Raw genomic sequence first — 23,654 nt, forward strand, 5'->3', positions numbered from 1 at the left:
AAAGGTCTGCAACCTTTCGCTTCGCGGATCTTCGGTTCGGGATCATGTTCTGCGCGGCATAACGTCAAACATTTCCGCTCACCGCCATTTTGTTGCATAATCGCCACAATGCGTTGCATACATCCAACGCAAACGAGGCTCCACAGCAGACATGGCGATTCCGGCATCACCTGCAACCACGCGGCTTTTCTCGCAAGCCGGGTCACTCGACGGCCGCCGTCTGCTGGCGCTGCCGGGCATCGTGGCTGTCGTGGGTTCGCTTGCCACGGCCGCGATCTCGTTCGCGATCCTGGTCGGCGCGACGCCGATCGAGCCCGACGACGCCACCACGCTGGCGCTGATCATCGGTATCAACGCCGCTTTCATCCTTTTCCTGATCGCTCTGATCGGCCGTGAGGTGCACCGTGTGCTGGCGGCGCGCCGGCGCGGCAAGGCGGCGTCGCGGCTGCATGTGCGCATCGTCGCAATGTTCTCGCTCGTGGCGGCGCTGCCGGCCATTCTGGTCGCCATCATCGCGTCGATTACGCTCGATATCGGGCTCGACCGCTGGTTCGAGATCCGCACCAAGACGATCGTCAATTCGTCGCTGTCGATCGCCGAAGCCTATGTGCAGGAGAACGCCCGCAACCTGCAGGGGACGACGCTGTCCATGGCTTACGACCTGGACAATGCCCGCACGCTCTACAATCTCGATCGCACCGGCTTTCGCAATTTCATGAGCCAGCAGGCGATCGGCCGGGCACTGGCGCACGCAGCGCTGATCCGCGACGACGGCTCGTTCATTATGAGCGCGGAGACGGCCGCCGATTTCACGATGCCGGAGCCTCCGGCCGGCGCGGTGCAGGACGCACAGAACGGCCAACCGGTGCTGATCGAGCCGCGCACCCGCAACATTGTCGGCGCGGTCGTGAAGCTGCGGGAAATCCCGGACGTCTATCTCTACACGATCCGGCTGGTCGACCCGGAAGTGATCAAGGCCCGCCAGATCGTCACGGCCAATACCGACGCCTATCGGGGGCTGGAAGCCAACCGCCGCACCACGCAGGTGGCCTTCGCGCTGCTTTATCTCGGGCTGACGCTGGTCATCGTGCTGTCGGCGATATGGACCGGCATTGCGGTCGCCGACCGGCTGGTCAGGCCTATCCGCCAGCTCATCGGCGCGGCCGACGAGGTCGCGACCGGCAATCTCGACGTTGCCGTGCCTGTGCGGCCTTCGGACGGCGACGTCGCCTCGCTGGGCGACACGTTCAACAAGATGTTGCTGCAGTTGAAATCGCAGCGCAACGAGATCCTCGCCGCCAAGGACCTTGTGGACGAGCGGCGGCGCTTTTCGGAAGCGGTGCTTGCCGGCGTCACCGCCGGCGTCATCGGCGTCGATCCCTACGGCATCGTCACCATCGTCAACCGCTCGGCCGAAACCATGCTGGCGCTTTCGGCGAAAGCTTCGGTCGGCCAGAACCTGTCGGCGCTGCTGCCGCAGGTCGGGCGCGTCTTCGAGATCGGGCGCAAATCGGGCAGGCCAGTCTATCGCGAGCAGGTGACATTCTACCGCGCCGGCGCCGAGCGGACCTTCAACGTCCAGATAACCGTCGAGGCCGGCGAAAAAGTCGAAGACGAAAAATCCTATGTGGTGACCATCGACGACATCACCGACCTGGTGCAGGCGCAGCGGACATCGGCCTGGGCGGACGTTGCGCGGCGCATCGCCCACGAGATCAAGAACCCGCTGACCCCGATCCAGCTTTCGGCCGAGCGCATCAAGCGCCGCTACGGCAAGGTCATCACCGAAGACCGCGAGGTTTTCGACCAGTGCACCGACACGATTATCCGCCAGGTCGGCGATATCGGCCGCATGGTCGACGAATTCTCGGCCTTTGCCCGCATGCCGAAGCCCGAAATGACGGTCATGGACCTGCGCGAGCCGTTGCGCGAGGCATCGTTCCTCATCGAGGTCAGCCGCTCCGATATCGCCTTCGAGCGCGATTTCGGCAGCGAGCCGCTCAAGGGTAAGTTCGACAGCCGGCTGATGTCGCAGGCCTTCGGCAACGTCATCAAGAATGCGGCCGAGGCGATCGAGGCGGCAGAACGCGAGAACGGGCAGGCCGGCGCGATAAGGATCACGGCCGCTCGCGAGGGCAGGATGATCCGCGTCGATGTCATAGACAACGGCAAGGGATTGCCGCGCGAAAACCGCCAGCGCCTGCTGGAGCCCTATATGACGACGCGCGAGAAGGGGACCGGGCTCGGCCTCGCCATCGTCAAAAAGATCGTGGAGGACCATGGCGGCCGGCTGGAGCTGCACGATGCGCCGCCCGACTTCCATGACGGACGCGGCGCAATGATCACCATGCTTCTGCCCGCCGCACCTGAAAGTGCAGCGCTGCCGCCCCACGGCGGCGGTGCGGCCGAACGAGAAACTGAAAAGGTCGATAATGGCGTCTGATATTCTCATCGTCGACGACGAGGAAGACATCCGCGAACTCGTCGCCGGAATCCTGAGCGACGAAGGTCACGAAACCCGCACAGCGCACGACGCCGACAGTGCGTTGGCGACGATTGCCGACCGCGTGCCGCGGCTGGTGTTCCTGGACATATGGCTACAGGGGTCGCGGCTCGACGGGCTGGCGCTGCTGGACGAGATCAAGACCATGCACCCGCACTTGCCGGTGGTGATGATCTCGGGCCACGGCAACATCGAGACCGCGGTTTCGGCAATCCGGCGCGGCGCCTATGATTTCATCGAGAAGCCGTTCAAGGCCGACCGCCTGATCCTGATCGCCGAGCGCGCGCTCGAAACCTCCAAGCTCAAGCGCGAGGTTTTCGACCTGAAGATGCGCAGCGGCGAGACCTACGACCTGATCGGCATGTCGTCGGCCATGACGCAATTGCGCCAGACGATCGAACGCGTGGCGCCGACCAACAGCCGCATCATGATCATCGGCCCGTCCGGCTCAGGCAAGGAGCAGGTCGCACGCGCCATCCACGCGCTGTCGGCGCGCAAGACCGGGCCATTCGTTTCGCTCAACGCCGCGACGATCACGCCCGAGCGCATGGAGATCGAGCTTTTCGGCACCGAATCCAATGGCGGCGAGCGCAAGGTCGGCGCGCTCGAGGAGGCGCATCGAGGCATCCTCTATCTCGACGAGGTCGCAGACATGCCGCGCGAGACCCAGAGCAAGATTCTGCGCGTGCTGGTCGACCAGCAGTTCGAGCGGGTAGGGGGCGCCAAGCGGGTCAAGGTCGATGTGCGAATCATCTCGTCGACCGCACAGAATCTCGAGGCGATGATCGCCGAAGGACGCTTCCGCGAGGATCTCTATCATCGCCTGGCGGTGGTGCCGGTCATGGTGCCGGGTCTTGCCGAGCGGCGCGAGGACATTCCCTATCTCGTTGACGGCTTTATGAAGCAGGTTGCCAGGCAGGCAGGCATCAAGCCGCGCCGCATAGGCGAGGACGCCATGGCGGTGCTGCAGGCGCATAACTGGCCGGGCAATGTGCGGCAGCTGCGCAACAATATCGAGCGGCTGATGATCCTGGTGCGCGGTAATGACGTCGACGCGCCGATCAGCGCCGACCTTTTGCCCGCCGAGATCGGCGATGTGATGCCGCGCGCGCCCAATCAGTCGGACCAGCACATCATGGCGCTGCCGCTGCGCGAGGCGCGCGAAATGTTCGAGAAGGAATATCTGATCGCACAGATCAACAGGTTTGGCGGCAACATCTCGCGCACGGCGGAGTTCATTGGTATGGAACGGTCGGCACTGCACCGCAAACTGAAATCCCTCGGAGTCTGACCGTGTCCCATTCCAGCATTTGGCCGAGCCTTAGATGCGCATCATAATCTGCGGCGCGGGCCAGGTCGGCTACGGCATCGCCGAAAGGCTGGCGGCCGAGAAGAACGATATCTCGATCATCGACACCTCGCCCGAACTCATCCAGGCCGTGCGCGATTCGCTCGACGTCCGCGGCTTCGTCGGGCACGGCTCGCATCCCGAAGTCCTGGAAAGAGCCGGCGCCCAACAGGCGGACATGATCATCGCGGTGACGCTCTACGACGAGGTCAACATCGTCGCCTGCGAGGTGGCGCACGCGCTGTTCAATGTGCCGATGAAGGTCGCGCGCATCCGCTCGCAGTCCTATCTGCAGCCGCACTATCAGGACCTGTTCTCGCGCGACCATTTGCCCATCGACGTGATCATCTCGCCGGAACTGGAAGTCGGCGAGATGGTGCTGCGCCGTATCGCGCTGCCCGGCGCGAAGGACGTGGTGCGCTTTGCCGAGGACAAGATCGCCATGGTGGCGATCGAATGCCTGGAGGACTGCCCGGTCATAAACACGCCGCTGGCGCAGTTGAGCGAGCTTTTTCCGGATCTGCCGGCGACGGTTGTCGGCGTGACCCGCAACGGCAAGCTGTTCATCCCGCGTTCGGCCGACCAGCTGATCGCCGGCGATCTCGCCTATGTCGTCACCACCAAGGACCAGGTGCGGCGCACGCTCGGCCTTTTCGGCCATGAGGAACAGGAAGCCACGCGCATCGTGATCGCGGGCGGCGGCAACATCGGCCTGTTCGTGGCCAAGACCATCGAGAAGCGCCAGAACCGCACCAAGGTCAAGATGATAGAGCACGGGCGCGAGCGCGCCGTGGCGATCGCCGACGAGTTGCGCCGGACAGTCGTGCTCAACGGCAGCGCCCTCGACCAGAAGCTGCTGCTTGAAGCCGACATCCAGGAAGCCGACCTGATGATCGCGCTGACCAACAACGACCAGGTCAATATTCTGTCCTGCGTCATGGCCAAGGGCCTCGGCTGCAAGTCGAACCTGGCGCTGATCAACAATCCGGCCTATCTCGACATCACCAAATCCGTCGGCATCGACGCAACGGTCAACCCCGGCACGGTCACCGTCTCGCGCATCCTGCAGCATGTGAGGCGAGGGCGCATCCGCGCCGTGCATTCCATCCAGCGCGGCGCGGCCGAGATCATCGAGGCCGAGGCGCTGGAGACCTCGCCGCTGGTCGGCCCGTTCCTGCGCGAGCTGGATCTGCCGGACGGCATGCGCATCGGCGCGATTTACCGCGACGGCGAGGTGATCAAGCCGAGCGGCTCGCTGCGCATCAAGCCGAAGGACAGAGTGGTCATCTTCGCGCTCGCCCACGCCGTCAAGCAGGTCGAGCAGATGTTCCGCGTCAGCCTCGAATTCTTTTGAGCGGCCCCTCGGAAATCAGGACATCCATGCAACTCCAGCTCATCCGGAATGCGACGCTCAAGCTTGCCTATGGCGGGGCGACGATTCTCGTCGACCCGTATTTCGCTCCGAAGCACAGCCTGCCATCCTTTACCGGCCGCTCGCAAAATCCGATGGTGGAGTTGCCGGTACCGGTCGAGGAGATCCTCGACGGTGTGGAGCTGGTCATCGTTTCGCAACTGCACACGGATCATTTCGACGCCGTCGCGAAGGAAACAATACCCAAGCACTGGCCGCTGATCTGCCAGCCGGGCGATGAATCCACCATACGCCAGGCCGGCTTCACCGACGTTACGCCGCTTACCGGCGAAATCACCTGGCGCGGTATCAGGATCACCCGGCGTGAGGGCAATCATGGCACCGGCGCGGTGCTTGACAAGATGGGGCAGGTGATGGGCTTCACGCTGGAGGCGGAGGGCGAGCCGTCGGTCTACTGGGCCGGCGACACCGTACTCTACCTGCCGGTGCTCGAAACCATCAAGGCTTTCGAGCCGGATGTGATCGTAACGCATTCATGCGGCGCGATGTGGGACGGCACGCTGATCGTCATGGATGCGGAGCAGACGGTCGAGACGGCCGAGGTCGCGCCGAGGACCACGGTGATCGCCACCCACATGGAAGCGCTCGATCACGCCACGGTGAGCCGTGACGCGCTGCGGGCTCATGCGGCCTCGCGCCGGCTGTCGCCCGAACGATTGCTCGTGCCGGTCGACGGCGAGCTTCTGACATTGCCGGCCGCTGCCCGCTAAGCGGCGCGCCACCCAGGAAACATTATCGGGGACAGGACCAAAAGATGCCGCGCATTGCCTACGTCAACGGACGCTACGTCGCCCACGCCGAAGCCAGCGTGCATATCGAGGACCGCGGCTATCAGTTCGCTGACGGCGTGTACGAGGTCTGCGAGGTCGCGCGCGGCTACATCGTCGATATGAAGCGGCATCTCGACCGACTGGACCGCTCGCTGCGCGAACTGTCGATCGCCTGGCCGATGAACCGCGCCGCGATGGAAATCGTCATATTGGAGGTGATACGCCGCAACCGCGTGAAGAACGGGCTGGTCTATCTGCAGGTGACGCGCGGCGTGGCGAGCCGCGACTTCCTTTTCCCGGCCGGCACGAGGCCATCGGTGGTGGTTACGGCCAGAAAAGTCGACCCGGCCGCGGCGGCAAAACGCGCTGAAAACGGCATCAAGGTCATTACCGTGCCCGAGAATCGCTGGGACCGCGTCGACATCAAGTCAGTCGGGCTGCTGCCCAACGTTTTGGCGAAACAGAAGGCCAGCGAGGCAGGCGCGCAGGAAGCCTGGTTCATCGACGCAGACGGAACCGTCAAGGAAGGCGGATCTTCCAACGCCTGGATCGTCACCGGGGATGGCGCACTTGTCACCCGGCCGGCCGAGCACGGCATTCTGCGAGGTATCACCCGGACGACCTTGCTAGACGTGGCGGCAAAGCTCGGTCTGAGGGTAGAGGAGCGCGGCTTCACCGTGGCCGAGGCCAAGGCGGCGCGCGAAGCCTTCATCAGCTCTGCGACCACGCTCGCAATGCCGGTCGTCGCCATAGACGGCGCACCCATCGCAAACGGGCATCCCGGATCGGTTGTGCTTTCCCTGCGGCAGGCATTTTTTGACATTGCGGAAAAAAGACCGGCCTGATAACCGCATTATGGAAATAGGTATCCCGTTCCGTTCGTCGCATCTTGCGGCGAGGGCATAGTTTGCGCGCTTGACATGAGCCGATAAATTTGGCGCATTGGTTCGCAATCGAGGGGATCGGCGAAAGATAAAAACAATGGCGGAACGTACGCAAAATCTTCAGGACCTTTTCCTGAATTCAGTTCGCAAGAGCAAAAATCCACTTACAATCTTTCTTATCAACGGCGTGAAACTGACGGGCGTCGTGACGTCATTCGATAATTTCTGCGTATTGTTACGCCGCGACGGACATTCACAGCTCGTCTACAAGCACGCAATTTCCACCATCATGCCGAGCCAGCCGGTTCAGATGTTCGATGGTGAGGAAAACGGCCAGGGCGCCTGATTGGCTCAAAACGGACGCGCGGGCGACGGGGCACGCAAGGGCAGGGGCGGCACGACTAATGCTGGCCGCGATGAGCTTACACGCGCCGTCGTCATAGTGCCCCTGCTCAGCCGTAACGCGCGCACCGACGAGGATACGGGACGGCCGCGGCTCAACCGCTCGCCCGAAGCGCGCCTCGACGAAGCCGTCGGTCTTGCCCAGGCGATCGATCTCGACATCGTCCACAAGGCAATCGTCACGCTGAACGATCCGCGTCCCTCGACACTGTTCGGCAGCGGCAAGGTCGAGGAGATCGCTGAGATCATCAAGGCCGGCCATGCCGAACTGCTGATCGTCGACCATCCGCTGACACCGGTGCAGCAGCGCAATCTGGAGAAGGCGACCGACGCCAAGGTGCTGGACCGCACCGGGCTGATCCTCGAGATTTTCGGCGAGCGCGCCCGCACCAAGGAAGGCACGCTGCAGGTCGACCTGGCGCATCTGAACTATCAGAAGGGCCGACTGGTGCGAAGCTGGACCCACCTTGAACGCCAGCGCGGCGGCGCCGGCTTCCTCGGCGGTCCCGGCGAAACCCAGATCGAATCCGACCGTCGCGCATTGCAGGAAAAGATCACCAAGCTGAAGCGCGAACTGGAGACGGTACGGCGCACCCGCGACCTGCACCGCGCCAAGCGCAAGAAGGTGCCGTTCCCGGTCGTCGCCATCGTCGGCTACACCAATGCCGGTAAATCGACGCTGTTCAACCGGCTGACAGGGGCAGGGGTGCTGGCCGAAGACATGCTGTTCGCTACGCTCGACCCGACGCTGCGCCGGGTGCGGCTGCCGCACGGCACGCCGGTCATCCTGTCGGACACGGTCGGCTTCATCTCCGATCTGCCCACGCATCTGATCGCGGCTTTCCGCGCGACGCTGGAGGAAGTGGTCGAGGCCGACCTGATCATCCATCTGCGCGACATTTCCGACCCGGACACGGCGGCCCAGGCCGAGGATGTCGAGCGCATCCTGGTCGATCTCGGCATAGACGCCTCGGACGAAAAGCGGATCATCGAGGTCTGGAACAAGATCGACCGCCTCGACGAGGGCAATCGCGAGCGGCTGCTTTCCGAGGGCGCCGGTGGAAAGGCTTCGCCGCCGGTCGCGATTTCGGCGATCACAGGCGAGGGGATCGACAAGCTTGCTGCGATCATCGAAGAGCGGCTTTCAGGCGAATTGGAGCCGGTGACCGTGACGCTGACAGCAGACCAGATGGGCCTGACCGACTGGCTCTACCGCAACGGCGACGTGGTCGCGAGAACCGACAATGAAGACGGCAGCGTCTCCATCTCGATGAAGGCCACAGCCGCCGCCCGCGAAGAGATTGAAAGCAGATTGAGACGCAATAGAACCTGATCCATTCCGAGAAATCGGAATGGATCAGGTTCTGATTTATTGAGTGGCCGCATGACCTTGTCCGAAAAGTCTGCAACTTTTCGGGATCATGCTCCAGGGTAGGGCGCGTTACTTCAACAAAGGGTAGGGCGCGTTACTTGGCGTTTTTTGCCTGCTGCCAGAGCGCTTCCATCTCGCCGAGCGTGGCCTCTTCCAGCGTGCGGCCCGAGGCTTTCAGGGCGCGCTCGACATGGTGAAACCGCGCCCTGAATTTCTCGTTGGTGCCGGCAAGCGCGGCTTCCGAATCGATCCTGAGATGCCTGCCGAAATTGACCAGAGCAAACAGGACGTCGCCGAATTCGTCCTTGATCTCGGCTTCGTCGGCATTCTCCATGGCCTCGCGCAACTCGCCGATTTCCTCTTCGATCTTGTCAAGGATCGGCCGGGCCTCGCTCCAGTCGAAGCCGACGCGGGCGGCTTTCTCCTGGAGTTTCAACGCCCGGGTCAGCGCCGGGAACGCTACCGGAACGCTGTCGAGAAAGCCTTGGCCGTGATCCTCGGCGTCTAACCCGCGCTCCAGCCGTTCAGTGCGCCTGCCGGCCTTTTCCTCGGCCTTGATCTTTTCCCAGACGCCCTTGGCCATGCCGGCGCCGCGCGCTTCCTCGTCGCCGAACACATGCGGGTGCCGCCGTATCATCTTGGTCGTGACGGCGTTCACCACGTCGCCAAAGGAGAAGGCGCCGGCTTCCTCGGCCATGCGGGCGTGATAGACGACCTGCAGCAGGAGATCGCCGAGCTCGTCGCGAAGATCGTCCATGTCGCGGCGCTGGATGGCGTCGGCGACCTCATAGGCTTCCTCGATCGTGTAAGGCGCGATCGTCTCGAAGGACTGCTCGATGTCCCATGGACAGCCGGTGACCGGCGCCCGCAGCGCCGCCATGATTTCGATCAGCCGCGAAATGTCTCTGGATGGTCGCATGACGCGACGCTAGCGCGATGCGGGGCGGGCGCACAATGACGTTGCCTGGCCCGGACGGTTTTCCACACAGTTTGCGCGCGGCACGAGGCAGATGCCTCGATCAGACCCGCCGTCTCTGCGCCATCAGAAACACCGCCAGTGCACAGCACAGCAGGCCAAGGGACAATGGCAGCCCCTGATGTCCAATCAGTTGCATCGCCAGTCCCGTCGCGGGCGAGCCCACCATACCGCCGATGCCCCATACCAACGCAAAGGCCGCGTTACCGGCGATCAAGGCTTGGCCGGTGAAACGCTCGCCGAGTTGGATCAGCGACATGGTGTAGATCCCGAACGAGACCCCGCCCCAGACGAAAACGAGCGGCCAGATGAGCCACGAATTGAAGATCGACGGCAGAGCCAAGCAGCCGGCCAGGCAAGCCAGGGCACAGAACGGCATGGTCCGCTTCGAGCCGAACTGTTCGGCCACGCGCCCAAGCAAAATCTGCAGCACGGCATTGCCTGCGGTGAAACAGGCGATGAGCGAAGCGATGCGCGCCTCGGCGCTGCCGAGCGCGACACCATAGACCGCGAACAAGGAGATCACGACCTGCTCGAAGGCGGCAGCAGTGAAAACCGCGAACAACAGGAGCGGCGCGAGTGCGAAGAAGCCGCCGACCGATATTGCCGCGCCCTCATGCGGCATCTTCGGCAGGCGCGGCACGACCGCAAGCACGATCAGGCCGCAGAGAGGGAAGGCCACGATGCCGATCATGAAGGGCGGCCAACCCTCGGTGCCGACGAGGCCGAGCGACAGCGGGCTGATGGCGAAGCCACCCGAAACGACCGATGAATAGAGGCCCATGATGCGGCCCCGGCGCGGCGCAGGCGTGATCGAGATCAGCCAGGTTTCGCTGATCACGTAAAGCGGATTGGCGAAGAAGCCGAGCAGGAAGCGCAGCGGCATCCAGGCCCAGACTTCCTGCGTCCAGGCAATAGCAACCAGGGTGAGGGCGGCCAGGATCGAACACAGGATCGCAAGCCGCGCCGCGCCGACGCGCCGCGCCAGCGCCGGAATGAAGGGCGCGGAGATAATGAAACCCAGCGGCGTCATCGCCGCCGACAAGCCGATCAGGCCGGGCGCCGTGCCCTGCCGCTCCAGGATGAAGCTGAGCAGCGGATAGGTCAGCCCCTGTGCCAGGGCGAACACCGTGACGGTCGCGATGATGCCCGCCATCGCGGCCCACGGGATCCGATCCTCTCGCTGTGATGCCGCGCTTTCGGCAGTCATTGCAGCATTCGCCTTATGCTTGCCAGAAGGGTTTGGCGATCTCTGCCTCGACCTGCCGTTGCGTCAGACCGATATCGTCGATCAAATGGGGATTGTTTTTCGACATTTGCTTAAGTTCCCAGCGAAAGCGTTTCCGCTCTTCCCAGGTCGCGATGATGCTTCGCAGGGTCGCTAGGCTAGAATGCCGACGCGGCACTTCGGCCGGCTCCGCGGGCGTTCCCGGCCACGCTGCCTGATGCGGGATCGATGCCAGGGTATCGTTCATGGCAACCTCCTATGGTTCGAGGGTCCGGGGGCCAACGACTTGAAAAAGGGTGAATTCTGCAGGATGCGAACAGCGCCGTAATTAAGCCCGCCCAAAGAGTTCCAAAAACTTCCAAACGGGCTAATCTTGCGACCTTGCAGGCTTAGCGTAGGATTTCGCCCCTACGGCGAACGACCCTCAACACCGAAATTTCATCAAAAGACTATCAAGAAATGACCGTCTCACCTGCCTTTCTCGGCTTTCCCGATCGCCTCACCGATGGCCGCATACCCTGTGCGGTGATCTTCGGAGCCGGGCACGGCAGCACCTATCCCGGCAAGGACAGCAGCGGCTATGCCTTGGCCGCCGACGCCATCCGCGCTGCGGGCCAGGACGATGCCGCGCTGGTCGAACACTGGGATTTCGATCTCGGCGGCCCGCTGTTCGACGGCAAGCCGGTCTGCTTCATCGATGCCGGCGACATCCCGACCACCATGCATGACAATGTGGGCAACCGTGCCCGGATCGAGGCGAAGACGCGCGAGGTCCTGGCATTGCCGGCCGTGCCGATCCTGCTCGGCGGCGACGATTCTGTGCCCATACCCTTTCTCGCCGGCTTTGCGGATCACGGGCCGGTCTGGATCCTGCAGATCGACGCCCATCTCGACTGGCGCGACGAGGTGCATGGCGAGCGCTACGGCTATTCGAGCCCGATGCGCCGGGCGAGCGAGATGCCGCACGTCGCCGGCATGGTACAGGTCGGCCTGCGTAGCGTCGGCAGCGCGCGTCTCGCCGAAATTGAAGCGGCGCGGCACTATGGCAGCCGCTTCGTGACCGCGCGCGAGGTTCACGTCCAGGGCGTCGAAGCCGCTCTCCGGCATATTCCGGAAGGAGCGCGGGTCGTCGTCACCCTCGACTGCGACGGCCTCGATCCCGGCATCATGCCGGGCGTGGCGGCGCGTACGCCCGGCGGCCTCACCTACACGCAGGTGATCGACCTGATCGCGGGCATCGGCAGGCGGCCAGGATCGCAGGGGCAGACCTTGTCGAGCTCTATCCCCCGCCGACATTGACGGCCTGTCGGCCCTGACCGCCGCGCGCCTTCTCGTCAATGTGATCGGCGCCATCGTCCGGCAGGTTTGAAACCCGGCTTCCCTCCGGCAGAACGGTTCCATCCAAGTTTGAAAGGCTTTAAGGATGCGCCGCATGCAGGGATCGCGTTTTGCCTTTGGTCCGTTCGTGCTTGATCCAGGTGCGGGAACGCTCCTTCGCAACGATGTGCCCGTTGCCGTTGGCTACCGCGGGCTGAAGCTGCTTGCGGCGCTCGTCGCACGGCCCGGCGAAATCCTGAGCAAGGCCGAGTTGATGGACGCGGCGTGGCAGGGCAGGGCCGTCGAGGAGGGCAACCTCACCGTCCAGATCGCGCAGCTGCGGAAGCTGCTTGGTCCGGCAGGCGATGCCGGCAATGGGGGCGGTGAATGGATCGCCACGGTTCCGCGCGTCGGCTACCGCTTCTTAGGCGCAGTCGAACAGCTCGGCGGCGGGAAGCAAAAACCTTTGCCGCTGCCCGGTAAACCGTCGATAGCGGTGCTGCCTTTCGTCAATGTCAGCAACGATCCCGAGCAAGAAGCCTTCGCGGATGGTTTAACCGAAGACCTGATCACCGATCTGTCCAGGATCCCCGGCCTGTTCGTCATCGCACGCAACTCGGCCTTTGCCTACAAGGGAAGGGCGATGGACGTGCGTGAGATCGCACGGGATCTTGGCGTGCGCTACCTGCTGGAGGGCAGCGCAAGACGCGCCGCGGGACGCGTGCGCATCAACGCCCAGCTGGTCGACGCGGTAAGCGGCGATCATCCATGGGCCGAACGCTTCGATCGCAGCCTGGAAGACATCTTTGCCGTTCAGGACGAGGTAACGGCCAAGATCGTCGAGGCGCTGCTCGGCCGGCTGCGCGCACCGCCGCCACGCAATCGGCCCAAGAATCTCGAGGCCTACGATCTCTGCGTGCGGGCGCGCAAGCTGATGGATGATACGCCGCAGACAGCGCAGGAAGCGCATCTGATGCTCACGCGCGCGGTTTCGCTCGATCCTGACTACGCCGAGGCCTATCGCTGGCTTGCCATGAACCACTGGATGGGATGGGTGCATTCCGGCGGACCAATTGAATCGTCACGTAGCGTTGCTTTGGAGCTGGCGCGCAAAGCCATGGCGATCGATCCCAACGATGCCGGCTGCCGCTGGGTTCTGGCTTACCTGCTTGCCTATGAGCGCAGCTTCGCCGAGGCGGATGCGGAATTCGCCAGGGCGATCGAGCTCGACCCGAACGAGGCCGACGCCTGGGCGGCATTATCCGACATCGCGGTCCTGGCCGGGCGGATCGGGGAGGGGCTCGAGCACATACGCAAGGCGTTCAGGCTGAACCCTTATCCGGCGAGTTGGTACTATCTGGCGCTCGGCCAGGCGCAATATGCGGCCGGCGAATACAAAGCCGCGGTCGAGACACTGCGCAGGGACGAGACTTATCGGACAAGCTCACGCCGTTTCCTGGCGGCAAGCCTTGCGCAACTCGGCCGGATCGACGAGGCGCGCGCAGAGGCCGAACTGTTCCTCGTCGGCAACCCGGACTTCACAATCCGCCATTGGGCCGCGACGGAGCCATTCCGCGACGCCGCGACGCTTGAGCATTTCGTTGATGGCTACCGCAAGGCCGGTCTTCCGGAGTGACGCGCCGGCGTGTCTTGTGACCCATAACTTCCGGCGGAAGCCCGTCACCCGAAATCATAGCCATCACGGCCTGGCTGTATGGAAACCCTATGCCGCCTGAACGATCTCGACCAGTTCAACGTCGAACACCAGATCCTGTCCGGCCAACGGATGGTTGCCGTCGAGCTTGACGCTGGCGTCGTCCACGTCGACGACTGTTACCGGCATGGGACGTCCGTCGGAGGTTCTGACCTGCAATCGAGTGCCGATATCAACGTTGATGTTGTCCGGCACGTTGGCGCGGTCGATGGTCACGACCGCCTCGGGGCGGTGCGGGCCATAGGCGGCGTCGGCGGGAACGGTGACGGTGCTTTTCGCGCCAACCTCCATGCCCTCGACATGGGTTTCAAGCCCGGGGATCACTTGTCCTTCGCCCAGCGTGAATTGCAGCGGTTCGTTGCCGGAGGAATCAAATTGAGTGCCGTCGGCTAGGCGTCCATTGTAGTTGATACGCACGGTATCGCCATTCTTGGCCTGTGTCATAGTAGTTATCCTCTTTGGAAGTTTTTGAAGGGCCGGCCAGAGTTCACGGTCCCGTTCTCGATCAGCCACGCACTCAGGTGCATGGCGCGAAACTCTAGAACTAGGTGCTTGGCTGCCGATGTAAACCCACAATGCCGATTCACCTACGCAGTATGATCCGCTGGCGTTTGCCGCCGCCTATCCGCGGCGATGTGCCGAACGGCTTCCTGCGGGCTTCCACATGGGCGGCAGGGATGTGAGCAACCTATGAGTCAAAGGACAGCGTGATTTACCAAATGGCCGCCACAACAGAAAGTCGCATAAGATATATTATGGAACTTTACCGTCAGGCAGACCGCCTCGTTTGCGTCGGTTTAGCGCCTATCGCCGGCCCAGCGAATAATAACCGGAGCGTACCCAAGCAGTCCCAGATTGCAGCGGCAAGTCAGGTTGTGCAACGCCGTCGGGCGCGCGAGAACCGGCCTTGAAATTGCCGCGTGGCTGGGCTCTAAAAGCGGTCATGATCGAGGGGATTTTCCGGTTTCTTGCGCTTGCCGCGAGCGCTGCTGTGCTGACGGCCGCGCCGGCCGTGGTTTCCGCACAGGAGTTCGGCGACCAGCTTATGGACCTCGAGCTCCCGGCCATCACGAATTTTGCGCCGCCCCAGAGCGAGACGCCGCTCGCGCAAGGCAGCGGCGGCGCGGTCACGCTCGCCGCGCAGCTAACCGAAGGCGGTGCCGAAATCACGCGCGGGCTGGTCTGGCGGGTGTTTAAGCCAGACCCCGGACCGGACGGCAAGCTGCCCCTGGTCGCCTCGTCGCGTGGCGGAACCGGCATTTTCCAGCTCGATCCGGGCAGCTATCTCGTGCACGCGGCCTTCGGACGCGCCGGCGCGACGAAGCGGATCACGGTCGGCCGCGAGGCAAAGCGCGAGGATTTCGTTCTCGACGCCGGTGGCCTGCAGCTCGACGCCGTGCTAGCCGGCGGCGTGCGCATCCCGCCGGAAAAGCTGCGCTTTTCGATTTACGATGCGGAGGCCGACGCTGATGGCGACCGGGCCCTGATCCTTCCCGATGTGAGCCCGAACACCGTGATTCGCCTCAATTCCGGCGTCTATCACGTTGTCTCGACCTACGGCTCCGTCAACGCGGTCATCCGCTCCGACATCCGCGTGGAGGCCGGCAAGCTGACCGAAGCGACGGTCGAACACCATGCGGCCGAACTGACCATGAAGCTGGTGCGCGAACCGGGCGGCGAAGCGATCGCCGACACGTCATGGTCGGTGCTGACCGAATCCGGCGATCCCGTGCGCGAAAGCGTTGGCGCCTACGCCTCGATGGTCCTTGCCGAGGGTGACTATTCGATCGTCGCGAAAAACCGCGACCGCATCTACCAGCGCGATTTCACAGTCGTCGGCGGGCGCAACCAGGAGGTCGAGGTCGTGACCACCGAGGCGGCCGCCGTCGACGACGTCGACTGAATTGTGAGAGGACAGCGACCCGCCTGCCCTCACCTATCTCATGAAATCAACCGCTTGTGGCCTGATCAGGTGAGATGCTTGCGCTTGAGGTCCGGGGGAACTGCTTCGTCTGCCAGGCTCGCAACGGCTTCGTCGAGCGACAGCGACTGCTGGTCACGCGAGCCGAGCCGTCGGATGTTGACGGTGTTTTCCTCAGCTTCGCGCTTGCCGCAGACGAGAATGACCGGAACCTTGGCCAGCGAGTGCTCGCGGACCTTGTAGTTGATCTTCTCGTTGCGCAGATCGGCCTCGGCCGAAAGCCCAGCCTGCTTCAGGCGCTTGACGACCGACGTAGCGTAGTCGTCGGCATCCGAGGTGATCGTCGCCACGACCACCTGCAGCGGCGCGAACCAGAGCGGGAAATGCCCCGCATAGTTCTCGATCAGTATGCCGAGAAAACGCTCCATCGAGCCGCATATGGCGCGGTGGACCATGACCGGCTGCTTCTTCGCCGAATCGCTGCCGATATAGAACGCGCCGAAGCGCGCCGGCAGGTTGAAGTCGACCTGCGTGGTGCCGCACTGCCATTCGCGGCCAATCGCATCCTTCAGCGAATAGTCGAACTTCGGGCCGTAAAAGGCGCCGTCGCCTGGATTTATCTCCGTCCGGATGCGGTTGGTCGACTGCTGGATCTTTTTCAGCACGCCGCCCATGATCCCTTCGGCGTGGTCCCACAGCGCATCCGAGCCGACCCGCTTTTCAGGCCGCGTGGCGAAGCGAACGGTTATCTCGTTGAACCCGAAATCCGCGTAGGTCGAGAGAATAAGATCGTTGATCTTCAGGCACTCGGCCGCGAGCTGCTCCTCGGTGCAGAAGATGTGCGCATCGTCCTGCGTAAAGCCGCGCACCCGCATCAGCCCGTGCAGCGCGCCGGACGGCTCATAGCGGTGCACCGCGCCGAATTCGGCAAGCCGGATAGGGAGTTCGCGGTAGGATTTCAGGCCATGCTTGAAGATCTGGACGTGACCGGGGCAGTTCATCGGCTTCAGAGCGAAGACGCGCTTGTCCTCGGCTTCCTCGTCGGCCGTCGTCACGGCGAACATGTTCTCCTTGTACCAGCCCCAATGGCCGGAAGTCTCCCAGAGAGAGTGGTCGAGCACCTGCGGCGCGTTCACCTCCTCATAGTCGTCGGCGAGGCGGCGGCGCATATAGGAGACGAGGTTCTGGAACATCTTCCAGCCCTTGGAATGCCAGAAGACGACGCCCGGCCCCTCTTCCTGGAAATGGAAGAGGTCCATCTCGCGGCCAAGCTTGCGGTGGTCGCGCTTTTCCGCCTCTTCCAGCATAGTCAGGTACGCGTCAAGCTGCGCCTGGTCGGCCCATGCCGTGCCGTAGATGCGCGTCAGCATGGGGTTGTTGGAATCACCGCGCCAATAGGCGCCGGCGACCTTCATCAGTTTGAAGGCATTGCCGATCTGGCCGGTGGAGGCCATGTGCGGGCCGCGGCAAAGATCGAACCAGTCGCCCTGCGCATAGATCTTGAGGTCCTGATCCTCGGGAATGGCGTCGATAAGCTCGACCTTGTAGGCCTCGCCCTTATCGCGAAAGATTCTTTTCGCCTTTTCGCGCGACCAGACCTCCTTGGTGAAAGGCTTGTTACGGCCGATGATCTCGCGCATCTTTTTCTCGATGGCGGGAAAATCCTCCGGCGTGAACGGCTCGTTGCGGGCGAAATCGTAGTAGAATCCGTTCTCGATCACCGGGCCGATCGTCACCTGGGTGCCCGGCCACAATTCCTGCACGGCTTCGGCCAGCACATGCGCGGCATCGTGGCGAATGAGTTCCAGCGCGCGCGGGTCGTCGCGAGTGACGATCTCGACATTGCCGGAGCGCGCCAGCGGGTCGGAAAGATCGCGAATCACGCCGTCGACGGCATAGGCGACCGCCTTCTTCGCCAGCGACCTGGAAATCGATTCGGCAAGCGCGGCCCCGGTCATCGCCGCGTCGTATTCGCGGACGGAGCCATCAGGAAATGTCAGGGAAATGGAATTCGACAAGGCAGTTCTCCATCTATCCAGTCCCGCAAACGAGCGCGGGTGGTGAGTGCCGGATCACGCCCGGCGAGCGGTGTTTCTAGTGGGAGTTTTTTTCGGCGTAAAGATTGCGGCGTCGAGAAAGCTCAATGGCCGTGCGGCTTTCCAATGCGCCAATAGCGCCACGGCGTGAACCAGCGATAGCGGTCGGCCAGGGTTTCCGGCACGCGGTCTATGCCGTGCGTGCCGCCCGGTCCGCAGCGGATGACGCGGAACAGCCCCATCCAGCCGCCTGCCCACAGGCCGTGGCGCGCAATCGCCTCGTGGGCGTATTCCGAGCAGGTCGGCAGATGCCGACACGAATTGCCGACGAATCCGGACAAGGTCAGCTGGTAGAGCCGGACCAGCGACGTGCCGAGCACGCGGCCCGGCGTCTTGCGCCAAGGACCGGGCCAGTTGCGGGTGGAAACAGCGGTCAATGCTATCCCCTGCCCGAATCGGCCAAGATCGCTCGCGCTTCCTCCACCATCGACGGAACGAAATTCTGGACCGTAGTCCACAGTATGCCGAGATCAATGGTGGAATAGCCGTGCGTCAACTGATTGCGCATTGCATAAGCCTGCTTGAGCGGCAGTTGCGGATATCGGATTTCGAAGTCGCCGCCCAATCGCAGTATTCGGATTGATGCCTCGCCCAGAACTTCGACGCATTTCCAGACAGCGAGATGCGTTAGCTCGTCGCGTTCGAACTGCTCGTAGGTCATGTCCTTGATGAAGCCCGGGATGCGGTCTCCCCACTGAACGATGTGGCTGCAATATTCAAGGAATTGCTCTTCAGCGTCCTCTTTCACAACGCCGACAGCTCCGGCCGAATTCGCTTCGCCACCGTATCGAGAAGGCCGCCAGGTGTGACGACGTCAACTCCAACGCCGAGTACCTGTTGGAGTTCGGCCTCCAGTTCGCCAAGATGTACGAACGTTGTGACACCGAATTCCGGCTCGACCAGAATATCCAGATCGCTTCCCTCGGTGTCTTCGCCCCTGGCCGTCGAGCCGAAGATGCGCGGGTTGCTCACCGGATAGCGGGCGATGATCCGCAGGACCTCGTCGCGGTGCTTGGCCAAGGCTTCCGAAGGACGCATGTCTTCCTCCGTTCAGGCCGCCGCCTCGGCCAGCTTGCGTTCGACCTGGCCGATCGCATCGACCACCGCGTCGAATGTCAGCATGGTCGAGGCGTGGCGGGCTTTATAGTCGCGCACCGGCTCGAGATATTTCAGGTCGGCGAAACGGCCTTGCGGCGGCGCGCCGTTTTCCTTGAGCATTTTCCGCATGGCTTCGCGCACTGCGCGCAGCTCCTCCGCCGTCGCGCCGACGATATTCGCCGCCATGATCGAGGATGAAGCCTGGCCAAGCGCGCATGCCTTCACGTCGTGCGCGAAGTCGGTAACGACACCGTCCCGCATGTTGAGATCGACGGTGACGGTCGAGCCGCAGAGCTTGGAATGCGCCATCGCGCTCGCGTCGGGATGTTCAAGCCTGCCGATCCGCGCGATATTTCCGGCGAAAGCCAGAATTTTCGCATTATAGACGTCGTCGATCATTTTGTTCCAATCCGTCGCCGTTTCGAGAACAGCCCGTAGCGCGTCCATGTCTTTCAATCGCGGCGCAAGGCCTTATATAATGCTCGTGCCCCGGCGACAGCAAGGCAGCCACTTCGGCGACTAAGCCAGCCGGCGCATTCCACCCCGCTTTCGGGCCTTGAGCGGCCCGCGAAAGGAAGTGGTCCGTTCAACTCGTTCCTCCTGAGAGAGGAACTACGGGAGACACCTTTCATGGACGCCGTTATCAAGAAAATCATGCCCCGCTCGGAATATATGGAAAAGCCGGTCACCCACCGGCCGAGCCAGGCCGAAGCCGAGGCAGCCGTGCTAACCCTGCTGCGCTGGACCGGCGACAATCCGGACCGCGAGGGCCTCAAGGACACGCCGAAGCGGGTCGCCAAGGCGTTCCGCGAAATGTTCAACGGCTATGACATGTGCCCGGCCGAAGAACTCGGCCGCACCTTCGAGGAAGTCGCCGGCTACGACGACATGGTCATCGTCAAGGACATACATTTCCACTCGCATTGCGAGCACCACATGGTGCCGATCATCGGCCGCGCGCATGTCGGCTATCTGCCTGACCGCAAGGTCGTCGGCCTCTCCAAGATCGCCCGCGTCGTCGACATATTCGCGCATCGCCTGCAGACGCAGGAGGCGATGACCGCGCAGATCGCGGCCGTGATCCAGGACGTGCTCAATCCGCGCGGCGTGGCCGTCATGGTCGACGCCGAGCATATGTGCATGGCCATGCGCGGCATTCGCAAGCAGGGATCGACCACCCTGACCTCGACCTTCACCGGCGCCTTCAAGGACAGCCCCGAAGAGCAGGTCCGTTTCGTGACAATGGTGCGGAACGGCCTCTCGGCTTGAGCCGCTCGCAAGGAGCCCCGGTGTCGGCAGTCGAATTTCCAGAACCCCCGACGGACAAGAAAGTGCTCGAGGAAGGCGGTGCTTTTGCGCCGCGCTTCGACGCCGCAGGTCTGGTGACCGCCGTCGTCACCGATGCGCGCGACGGCATGCTTTTGATGGTTGCGCACATGAACGCCGAGGCGCTGGCGCTGACGCTCGAAACCGGCATCGCGCATTACTGGTCGCGCTCGCGCGGCAAGATCTGGAAAAAGGGCGAAACTTCGGGAAATGTGCAGTACGTCACTGAACTGCGCACCGATTGCGATCAGGATGCGGTGTGGCTTCGCGTAAATGTGTTGGGCCACGACGCAACCTGTCACACCGGCCGGCGTTCTTGCTTTTATCGGACGGTGGGGCTTGAGGACGGCATCGCGATGCTTCGCGACGACGGCAGCAAGCCATTGTTCGATGCGAAGAAAACATATCGTAATGCAGAGTGAACCGTTTCGATCTTGAAAGTCACACAGATTCATTCTTTCGATACTGACCCTGGATACGATTGGCCGGGGACATAGGAGATTTTGATGCTCGAATGGGCGTCTTTGCGTAACAAAGCGGGGGCGGATGTAAGGGAGGCGAACGGCCCCTCATCGTCCGGCGGCATAACCGAAACACAGCTTCCAAGATCGGGAATTTCTCTGGCGCTCGGCGGTGGCGCGGCGCGCGGCTGGGCCCATATAGGCGTGCTGCGGGCGCTCGACGAGGCCGGCATCGAGATCGACATGATCGCCGGCACCTCGATCGGCGCGCTTGTCGGCGGCTGCTATCTGGCCGGCAAGCTCGACGAGTTGGAAGAATTCGCCCGCAGCCTGACCAAGCGCCGGCTGTTCGGGCTGCTCGACCTGCATATCGGCGGCAGCGGTCTGTTCGGCGGCATGAAGCTCAATGCCCGCATGCAGCAACATATGAACGGCACGACCTTTGCCGATTTGTCGAAGCCGTTCGTCTGCGTCGCCGCCGAAATCCGCACCGGCCACGAAATCTGGCTGTCGGACGGCTCGCTGATCCAGGCGATGCGCGCTTCCTACGCCCTGCCCGGCGTGTTCGAGCCGGTCCTGGTCAACAAGCGCGTGCTGGTCGACGGCGCGCTGGTCAATCCGGTACCGGTCTCGGTCTGCCGCGCCTACGAGCAGCGTCTGGTCGTGGCGGTCAACCTGCACTACGATTTGTTCGGCCGCGCCGCCGTCATCAAGCATAGCGCCGGCGAACTGACTGTCGAGCAGGACGCGCCGGCTCCCGGACGGCACAATGCCGACACGCGCGAGGCGCGCATCGGCATCACCGGCGTCATGGTCGAAGCCTTCAACATCATCCAGGACCGCATTTCGCGGGCGCGGTTGGCGGGCGATCCGCCCGACCTTTCGCTGCAGCCGAAGCTCGGGCATATCGGCCTCACCGAATTCCACCGCGCCGACGAAGCGATCCGCCTCGGCTATGAGGCGACCATGGCGCAGATGGCCGATCTGACACGGCTGCAGACGGTTTTGGCTTAAGCCATCGCCGCGTCGATCAGGCGAAACTGAACGGTCTTGTTGCCGTTCCAGTAATTCGCCGACAGCGAGCCGGCGACATGGATGTGCGCCCCCCTGCTCTTGATAAGGAAGTCGCCCAACGGCGTATCCACGGCGCGGAACGCGATCGACTGGACGCGCCCGCCGGCATCCGACTGCAGATCCGCGCGGATGTGGTTGGCGCCGACGAAGCGCACATCGGCGACGCGGTGACGGGGCAGCACGAAAACCGGCGGCAGGTGCCCCGCTCCGAACGGCCCGGCGCGCTCCAGCGCATCGAGCAGCGACGGCGTAGCGCCGTCGGCCGCCAGCGCGGCGTCGATGCCGAGGCTCTCTTCGTCCTGCAGCCGGAACACGTCGGCCGAGGCGCCCTCCTCGAAGAACGCCCGCAATTCTCCGAGCTTTTCGCGCTGAACCGTGATGCCGGCCGCCATTGCATGACCGCCGCCCTTGACGATCAGGCCGCGCTCGGCCGCCTCACGCACCAGTTTGCCGAGATCGAAGCCTGAGACCGACCGGCCGGAACCGGTGCCGACACCGTTGGGGTTGAAGGCTATGGCGAAGGCGGGACGGCGCGCATGTTCCTTCAGCCGCGAGGCGATCAGGCCAACGATGCCGGGATGCCATTTCTGGCTGGCGGTGACGATGACCGCCGGCCCTGCCCCGCCTGCGAGTTCGGCGTCGGCTTCGGCGCGCGCCTCAGCCAGCATGTCCTGCTCCATCGCCTGACGCTCCTGGTTGAGGCGGTCGAGCGTTTCGGCGATCTTGCCGGCCTCGACCGGATCGTCGGTGGCGAGCAGCCGGCTGCCGAGCGCGGCGTCGCCGATGCGCCCGCCAGCATTGATGCGTGGGCCGATCAGGAATGCGAGATGGAAGGTGTTGATCGGCTCGCCGATGCGTGAGACGCGCGCCAGCGCCGAAATGCCGGCATTCTTCTGCTGGCGGATGGCGAGCAGTCCCTTGACCACGAACGCCCTGTTGACGCCGGTCAGCGGCACCACGTCGCAGACCGTCCCAAGCGCGACCAGATCCAGGAACGACAGGAGATCGGGCTGCGGCGCATCCGGCAGCCCCGCGCGAAGTACCCTCGCCGTCTGGACCAGCGTCAGGAAGACCACGCCGGCGGCGCAAAGATGGCCCTGCCCGGAAAGATCGTCCTCACGGTTGGGGTTAACGACCGGAACGCCGGCGGGCAGCGGTCCGCCGACCTGGTGGTGATCCAGCACCACGACATCAGCCCCGGCCTCTCGCGCTGCCTCGATCGAGGGTGCGCTGTTGGTGCCGCAGTCGACGGTGACGATCAGCCTGGCGCCGCGCGAGACAAGTTCACGCATCGCTTCAGGATTGGGGCCGTAACCCTCGAAAATCCTGTCGGGAATATAGATTTCCGCTTCGATCCCGTAATGCGACAGAAACCGCTTCAACAGCGCGGAGGACGCGGCCCCGTCGACATCATAGTCGCCGAAGATCGCCACCTTCTCGCGCCGGAGAACCGCGTCGGCGATGCGGGCTGCCGCCGCTTCCATATCGGTCAGCGTGGCCGGATCGGGCAGCAATTGCCGGATGGTCGGATCGAGGAAGGTCGCCACCTCGTCCACGCCTACCCCGCGCCCGGCAAGCACCCGCGCGACGATGTCCGGCACGCCATGTCCCTGCGCCATTGCGAGCGCCGCCATCTCCTGGCGCTCGTTCAGACGATGTTCCCAGGCAAGCCCGGTCACCGACCGCCTGACGCCCAGAAAATGGCGTTTCTCGACGGTCATGCTCCGATTCG

22 protein-coding genes and 1 pseudogene are annotated in these 23,654 nt (G+C 63.4%); 13 read left to right on the forward strand and 10 right to left on the reverse strand.

What is annotated here, in order from left to right; all coding sequences use genetic code 11:
• Nucleotides 1-151: 151 nt before the first annotated feature.
• The 7 genes from G6N73_RS08910 to hflX all read left to right on the forward strand — a co-directional run bounded on the left by G6N73_RS08910 (nucleotide 152) and on the right by hflX (nucleotide 8,672).
• Nucleotides 152-2,443, forward strand: a complete 2,292-nt coding sequence (locus G6N73_RS08910; protein WP_165026306.1) for a sensor histidine kinase NtrY-like — start codon at nucleotides 152-154, stop codon at nucleotides 2,441-2,443.
• Entirely contained in the window at nucleotides 2,433-3,794 is a 1,362-nt protein-coding gene (gene ntrX / locus G6N73_RS08915) for a nitrogen assimilation response regulator NtrX (protein WP_165026308.1), read from the forward strand. Before G6N73_RS08910 ends, ntrX begins: the two co-directional genes overlap by 11 nt.
• Nucleotides 3,795-3,828: 34 nt before the next feature.
• Complete coding sequence (trkA, locus tag G6N73_RS08920) at nucleotides 3,829-5,205, forward strand: Trk system potassium transporter TrkA (RefSeq protein WP_165026310.1); 1,377 nt, start codon at nucleotides 3,829-3,831, stop codon at nucleotides 5,203-5,205.
• Nucleotides 5,206-5,231: 26 nt separating this feature from the next.
• Nucleotides 5,232-5,993: an MBL fold metallo-hydrolase gene (locus tag G6N73_RS08925; protein WP_165026312.1), complete on the forward strand. Its 762-nt coding sequence runs from the start codon at nucleotides 5,232-5,234 to the stop codon at nucleotides 5,991-5,993.
• Between the two features lie 44 nt (nucleotides 5,994-6,037).
• Entirely contained in the window at nucleotides 6,038-6,898 is an 861-nt protein-coding gene (locus G6N73_RS08930) for a D-amino-acid transaminase (RefSeq protein WP_165026314.1), read from the forward strand.
• A gap of 136 nt (nucleotides 6,899-7,034) precedes the next feature.
• Nucleotides 7,035-7,283, forward strand: coding sequence for an RNA chaperone Hfq (gene hfq / locus G6N73_RS08935; protein ID WP_008838101.1), 249 nt, complete (start codon nucleotides 7,035-7,037; stop codon nucleotides 7,281-7,283).
• Nucleotides 7,284-8,672, forward strand: a complete 1,389-nt coding sequence (gene hflX, locus G6N73_RS08940; RefSeq protein WP_165026316.1) for a GTPase HflX — start codon at nucleotides 7,284-7,286, stop codon at nucleotides 8,670-8,672.
• 133 nt (nucleotides 8,673-8,805) lie between these two features.
• Here the strand turns inward: hflX and mazG are convergent, their stop codons facing one another.
• From mazG to G6N73_RS36770, 3 genes are all read right to left on the reverse strand, one after another.
• Nucleotides 8,806-9,630, reverse strand: coding sequence for a nucleoside triphosphate pyrophosphohydrolase (gene mazG / locus G6N73_RS08945; protein ID WP_165026318.1), 825 nt, complete (start codon nucleotides 9,628-9,630; stop codon nucleotides 8,806-8,808).
• A 100-nt stretch (nucleotides 9,631-9,730) separates the two neighbouring features.
• Nucleotides 9,731-10,897 (reverse strand): MFS transporter, encoded by a 1,167-nt coding sequence (locus G6N73_RS08950; protein ID WP_165026321.1) that lies wholly within the window; start codon nucleotides 10,895-10,897, stop codon nucleotides 9,731-9,733.
• 13 nt (nucleotides 10,898-10,910) lie between these two features.
• Nucleotides 10,911-11,162, reverse strand: a complete 252-nt coding sequence (locus tag G6N73_RS36770; protein ID WP_246251808.1) for a DUF1127 domain-containing protein — start codon at nucleotides 11,160-11,162, stop codon at nucleotides 10,911-10,913.
• A gap of 212 nt (nucleotides 11,163-11,374) precedes the next feature.
• Between G6N73_RS36770 and G6N73_RS08960 the strand changes: the two are divergent.
• Both G6N73_RS08960 and G6N73_RS08965 read left to right on the forward strand, forming a co-directional pair.
• Nucleotides 11,375-12,284 (forward strand): annotated as a pseudogene (locus tag G6N73_RS08960) (agmatinase).
• A gap of 63 nt (nucleotides 12,285-12,347) precedes the next feature.
• Nucleotides 12,348-13,868, forward strand: a complete 1,521-nt coding sequence (locus G6N73_RS08965; RefSeq protein ID WP_165026324.1) for a winged helix-turn-helix domain-containing tetratricopeptide repeat protein — start codon at nucleotides 12,348-12,350, stop codon at nucleotides 13,866-13,868.
• 87 nt (nucleotides 13,869-13,955) lie between these two features.
• Here the strand turns inward: G6N73_RS08965 and G6N73_RS08970 are convergent, their stop codons facing one another.
• Nucleotides 13,956-14,390 carry an FKBP-type peptidyl-prolyl cis-trans isomerase gene (locus tag G6N73_RS08970; RefSeq protein ID WP_165026327.1) on the reverse strand — a complete coding sequence of 145 codons (435 nt, stop codon included), beginning with the start codon at nucleotides 14,388-14,390 and terminating at the stop codon, nucleotides 13,956-13,958.
• Between the two features lie 463 nt (nucleotides 14,391-14,853).
• On the opposite strand from G6N73_RS08970, the gene G6N73_RS08975 reads away from it, so the two are divergent.
• Nucleotides 14,854-15,849: a hypothetical protein gene (locus tag G6N73_RS08975; RefSeq protein ID WP_165026330.1), complete on the forward strand. Its 996-nt coding sequence runs from the start codon at nucleotides 14,854-14,856 to the stop codon at nucleotides 15,847-15,849.
• 65 nt (nucleotides 15,850-15,914) lie between these two features.
• Here the strand turns inward: G6N73_RS08975 and thrS are convergent, their stop codons facing one another.
• The 5 genes from thrS to G6N73_RS09000 all read right to left on the reverse strand — a co-directional run bounded on the left by thrS (nucleotide 15,915) and on the right by G6N73_RS09000 (nucleotide 19,460).
• Nucleotides 15,915-17,885, reverse strand: a complete 1,971-nt coding sequence (thrS, locus tag G6N73_RS08980; RefSeq protein WP_165026333.1) for a threonine--tRNA ligase — start codon at nucleotides 17,883-17,885, stop codon at nucleotides 15,915-15,917.
• A 122-nt stretch (nucleotides 17,886-18,007) separates the two neighbouring features.
• Nucleotides 18,008-18,346, reverse strand: coding sequence for a membrane protein insertion efficiency factor YidD (gene yidD, locus G6N73_RS08985; RefSeq protein ID WP_165026692.1), 339 nt, complete (start codon nucleotides 18,344-18,346; stop codon nucleotides 18,008-18,010).
• Nucleotides 18,343-18,711 (reverse strand): HepT-like ribonuclease domain-containing protein, encoded by a 369-nt coding sequence (locus tag G6N73_RS08990; protein WP_165026336.1) that lies wholly within the window; start codon nucleotides 18,709-18,711, stop codon nucleotides 18,343-18,345. Before G6N73_RS08990 ends, yidD begins: the two co-directional genes overlap by 4 nt.
• The gene (locus G6N73_RS08995; RefSeq protein WP_165026338.1) at nucleotides 18,708-19,001 is read right to left on the reverse strand and encodes a nucleotidyltransferase family protein; all 294 of its coding nucleotides are present in this window, start codon (nucleotides 18,999-19,001) and stop codon (nucleotides 18,708-18,710) included. The genes G6N73_RS08990 and G6N73_RS08995 overlap by 4 nt, the downstream gene beginning before the upstream one ends.
• Before the next feature lie 12 nt (nucleotides 19,002-19,013).
• Nucleotides 19,014-19,460 (reverse strand): iron-sulfur cluster assembly scaffold protein, encoded by a 447-nt coding sequence (locus G6N73_RS09000; protein WP_165026341.1) that lies wholly within the window; start codon nucleotides 19,458-19,460, stop codon nucleotides 19,014-19,016.
• Nucleotides 19,461-19,691: 231 nt separating this feature from the next.
• Between G6N73_RS09000 and folE the strand changes: the two genes are divergently transcribed.
• The 3 genes from folE (at nucleotide 19,692) to G6N73_RS09015 (ending at nucleotide 21,862) form a co-directional block, all read left to right on the forward strand.
• Nucleotides 19,692-20,330, forward strand: a complete 639-nt coding sequence (folE, locus tag G6N73_RS09005; RefSeq protein ID WP_165026344.1) for a GTP cyclohydrolase I FolE — start codon at nucleotides 19,692-19,694, stop codon at nucleotides 20,328-20,330.
• Nucleotides 20,331-20,350: 20 nt separating this feature from the next.
• Complete coding sequence (hisI, locus tag G6N73_RS09010; RefSeq protein WP_165026346.1) at nucleotides 20,351-20,809, forward strand: phosphoribosyl-AMP cyclohydrolase; 459 nt, start codon at nucleotides 20,351-20,353, stop codon at nucleotides 20,807-20,809.
• A gap of 84 nt (nucleotides 20,810-20,893) precedes the next feature.
• Nucleotides 20,894-21,862: a patatin family protein gene (locus tag G6N73_RS09015; protein ID WP_165026349.1), complete on the forward strand. Its 969-nt coding sequence runs from the start codon at nucleotides 20,894-20,896 to the stop codon at nucleotides 21,860-21,862.
• Here G6N73_RS09015 and recJ read toward each other — a convergent pair.
• On the reverse strand, nucleotides 21,859-23,643 hold the full coding sequence (recJ, locus tag G6N73_RS09020; RefSeq protein WP_165026352.1) for a single-stranded-DNA-specific exonuclease RecJ: 1,785 nt from the start codon (nucleotides 23,641-23,643) through the stop codon (nucleotides 21,859-21,861). The genes G6N73_RS09015 and recJ overlap by 4 nt on opposite strands.
• Between the last annotated feature and the right edge of the window lie 11 nt (nucleotides 23,644-23,654).

Origin of the sequence: Allomesorhizobium camelthorni, from assembly GCF_011045125.1 — a bacterium.
GTDB lineage: Bacteria > Pseudomonadota > Alphaproteobacteria > Rhizobiales > Rhizobiaceae > Allomesorhizobium > Allomesorhizobium camelthorni.

Bases quoted from the DNA above. Each gene is read 5' to 3' on its own strand.
- G6N73_RS08965 (WP_165026324.1), top strand. From the start codon at position 12,348: ATGCAGGGATCGCGTTTTGCCTTTGGTCCGTTCGTGCTTGATCCAGGT.
- G6N73_RS08995 (WP_165026338.1), bottom strand. From the start codon at position 19,001: ATGCGTCCTTCGGAAGCCTTGGCCAAGCACCGCGACGAGGTCCTGCGG.
- G6N73_RS08925 (WP_165026312.1), top strand. From the start codon at position 5,232: ATGCAACTCCAGCTCATCCGGAATGCGACGCTCAAGCTTGCCTATGGC.
- trkA (WP_165026310.1), top strand. From the start codon at position 3,829: ATGCGCATCATAATCTGCGGCGCGGGCCAGGTCGGCTACGGCATCGCC.
- hfq (WP_008838101.1), top strand. From the start codon at position 7,035: ATGGCGGAACGTACGCAAAATCTTCAGGACCTTTTCCTGAATTCAGTT.
- G6N73_RS08970 (WP_165026327.1), bottom strand. From the start codon at position 14,390: ATGACACAGGCCAAGAATGGCGATACCGTGCGTATCAACTACAATGGA.
- G6N73_RS09000 (WP_165026341.1), bottom strand. From the start codon at position 19,460: ATGATCGACGACGTCTATAATGCGAAAATTCTGGCTTTCGCCGGAAAT.
- G6N73_RS08930 (WP_165026314.1), top strand. From the start codon at position 6,038: ATGCCGCGCATTGCCTACGTCAACGGACGCTACGTCGCCCACGCCGAA.
- G6N73_RS09015 (WP_165026349.1), top strand. From the start codon at position 20,894: ATGCTCGAATGGGCGTCTTTGCGTAACAAAGCGGGGGCGGATGTAAGG.
- recJ (WP_165026352.1), bottom strand. From the start codon at position 23,643: ATGACCGTCGAGAAACGCCATTTTCTGGGCGTCAGGCGGTCGGTGACC.
- mazG (WP_165026318.1), bottom strand. From the start codon at position 9,630: ATGCGACCATCCAGAGACATTTCGCGGCTGATCGAAATCATGGCGGCG.
- G6N73_RS36770 (WP_246251808.1), bottom strand. From the start codon at position 11,162: ATGAACGATACCCTGGCATCGATCCCGCATCAGGCAGCGTGGCCGGGA.
- G6N73_RS08910 (WP_165026306.1), top strand. From the start codon at position 152: ATGGCGATTCCGGCATCACCTGCAACCACGCGGCTTTTCTCGCAAGCC.
- ntrX (WP_165026308.1), top strand. From the start codon at position 2,433: ATGGCGTCTGATATTCTCATCGTCGACGACGAGGAAGACATCCGCGAA.
- G6N73_RS08950 (WP_165026321.1), bottom strand. From the start codon at position 10,897: ATGACTGCCGAAAGCGCGGCATCACAGCGAGAGGATCGGATCCCGTGG.
- folE (WP_165026344.1), top strand. From the start codon at position 19,692: ATGGACGCCGTTATCAAGAAAATCATGCCCCGCTCGGAATATATGGAA.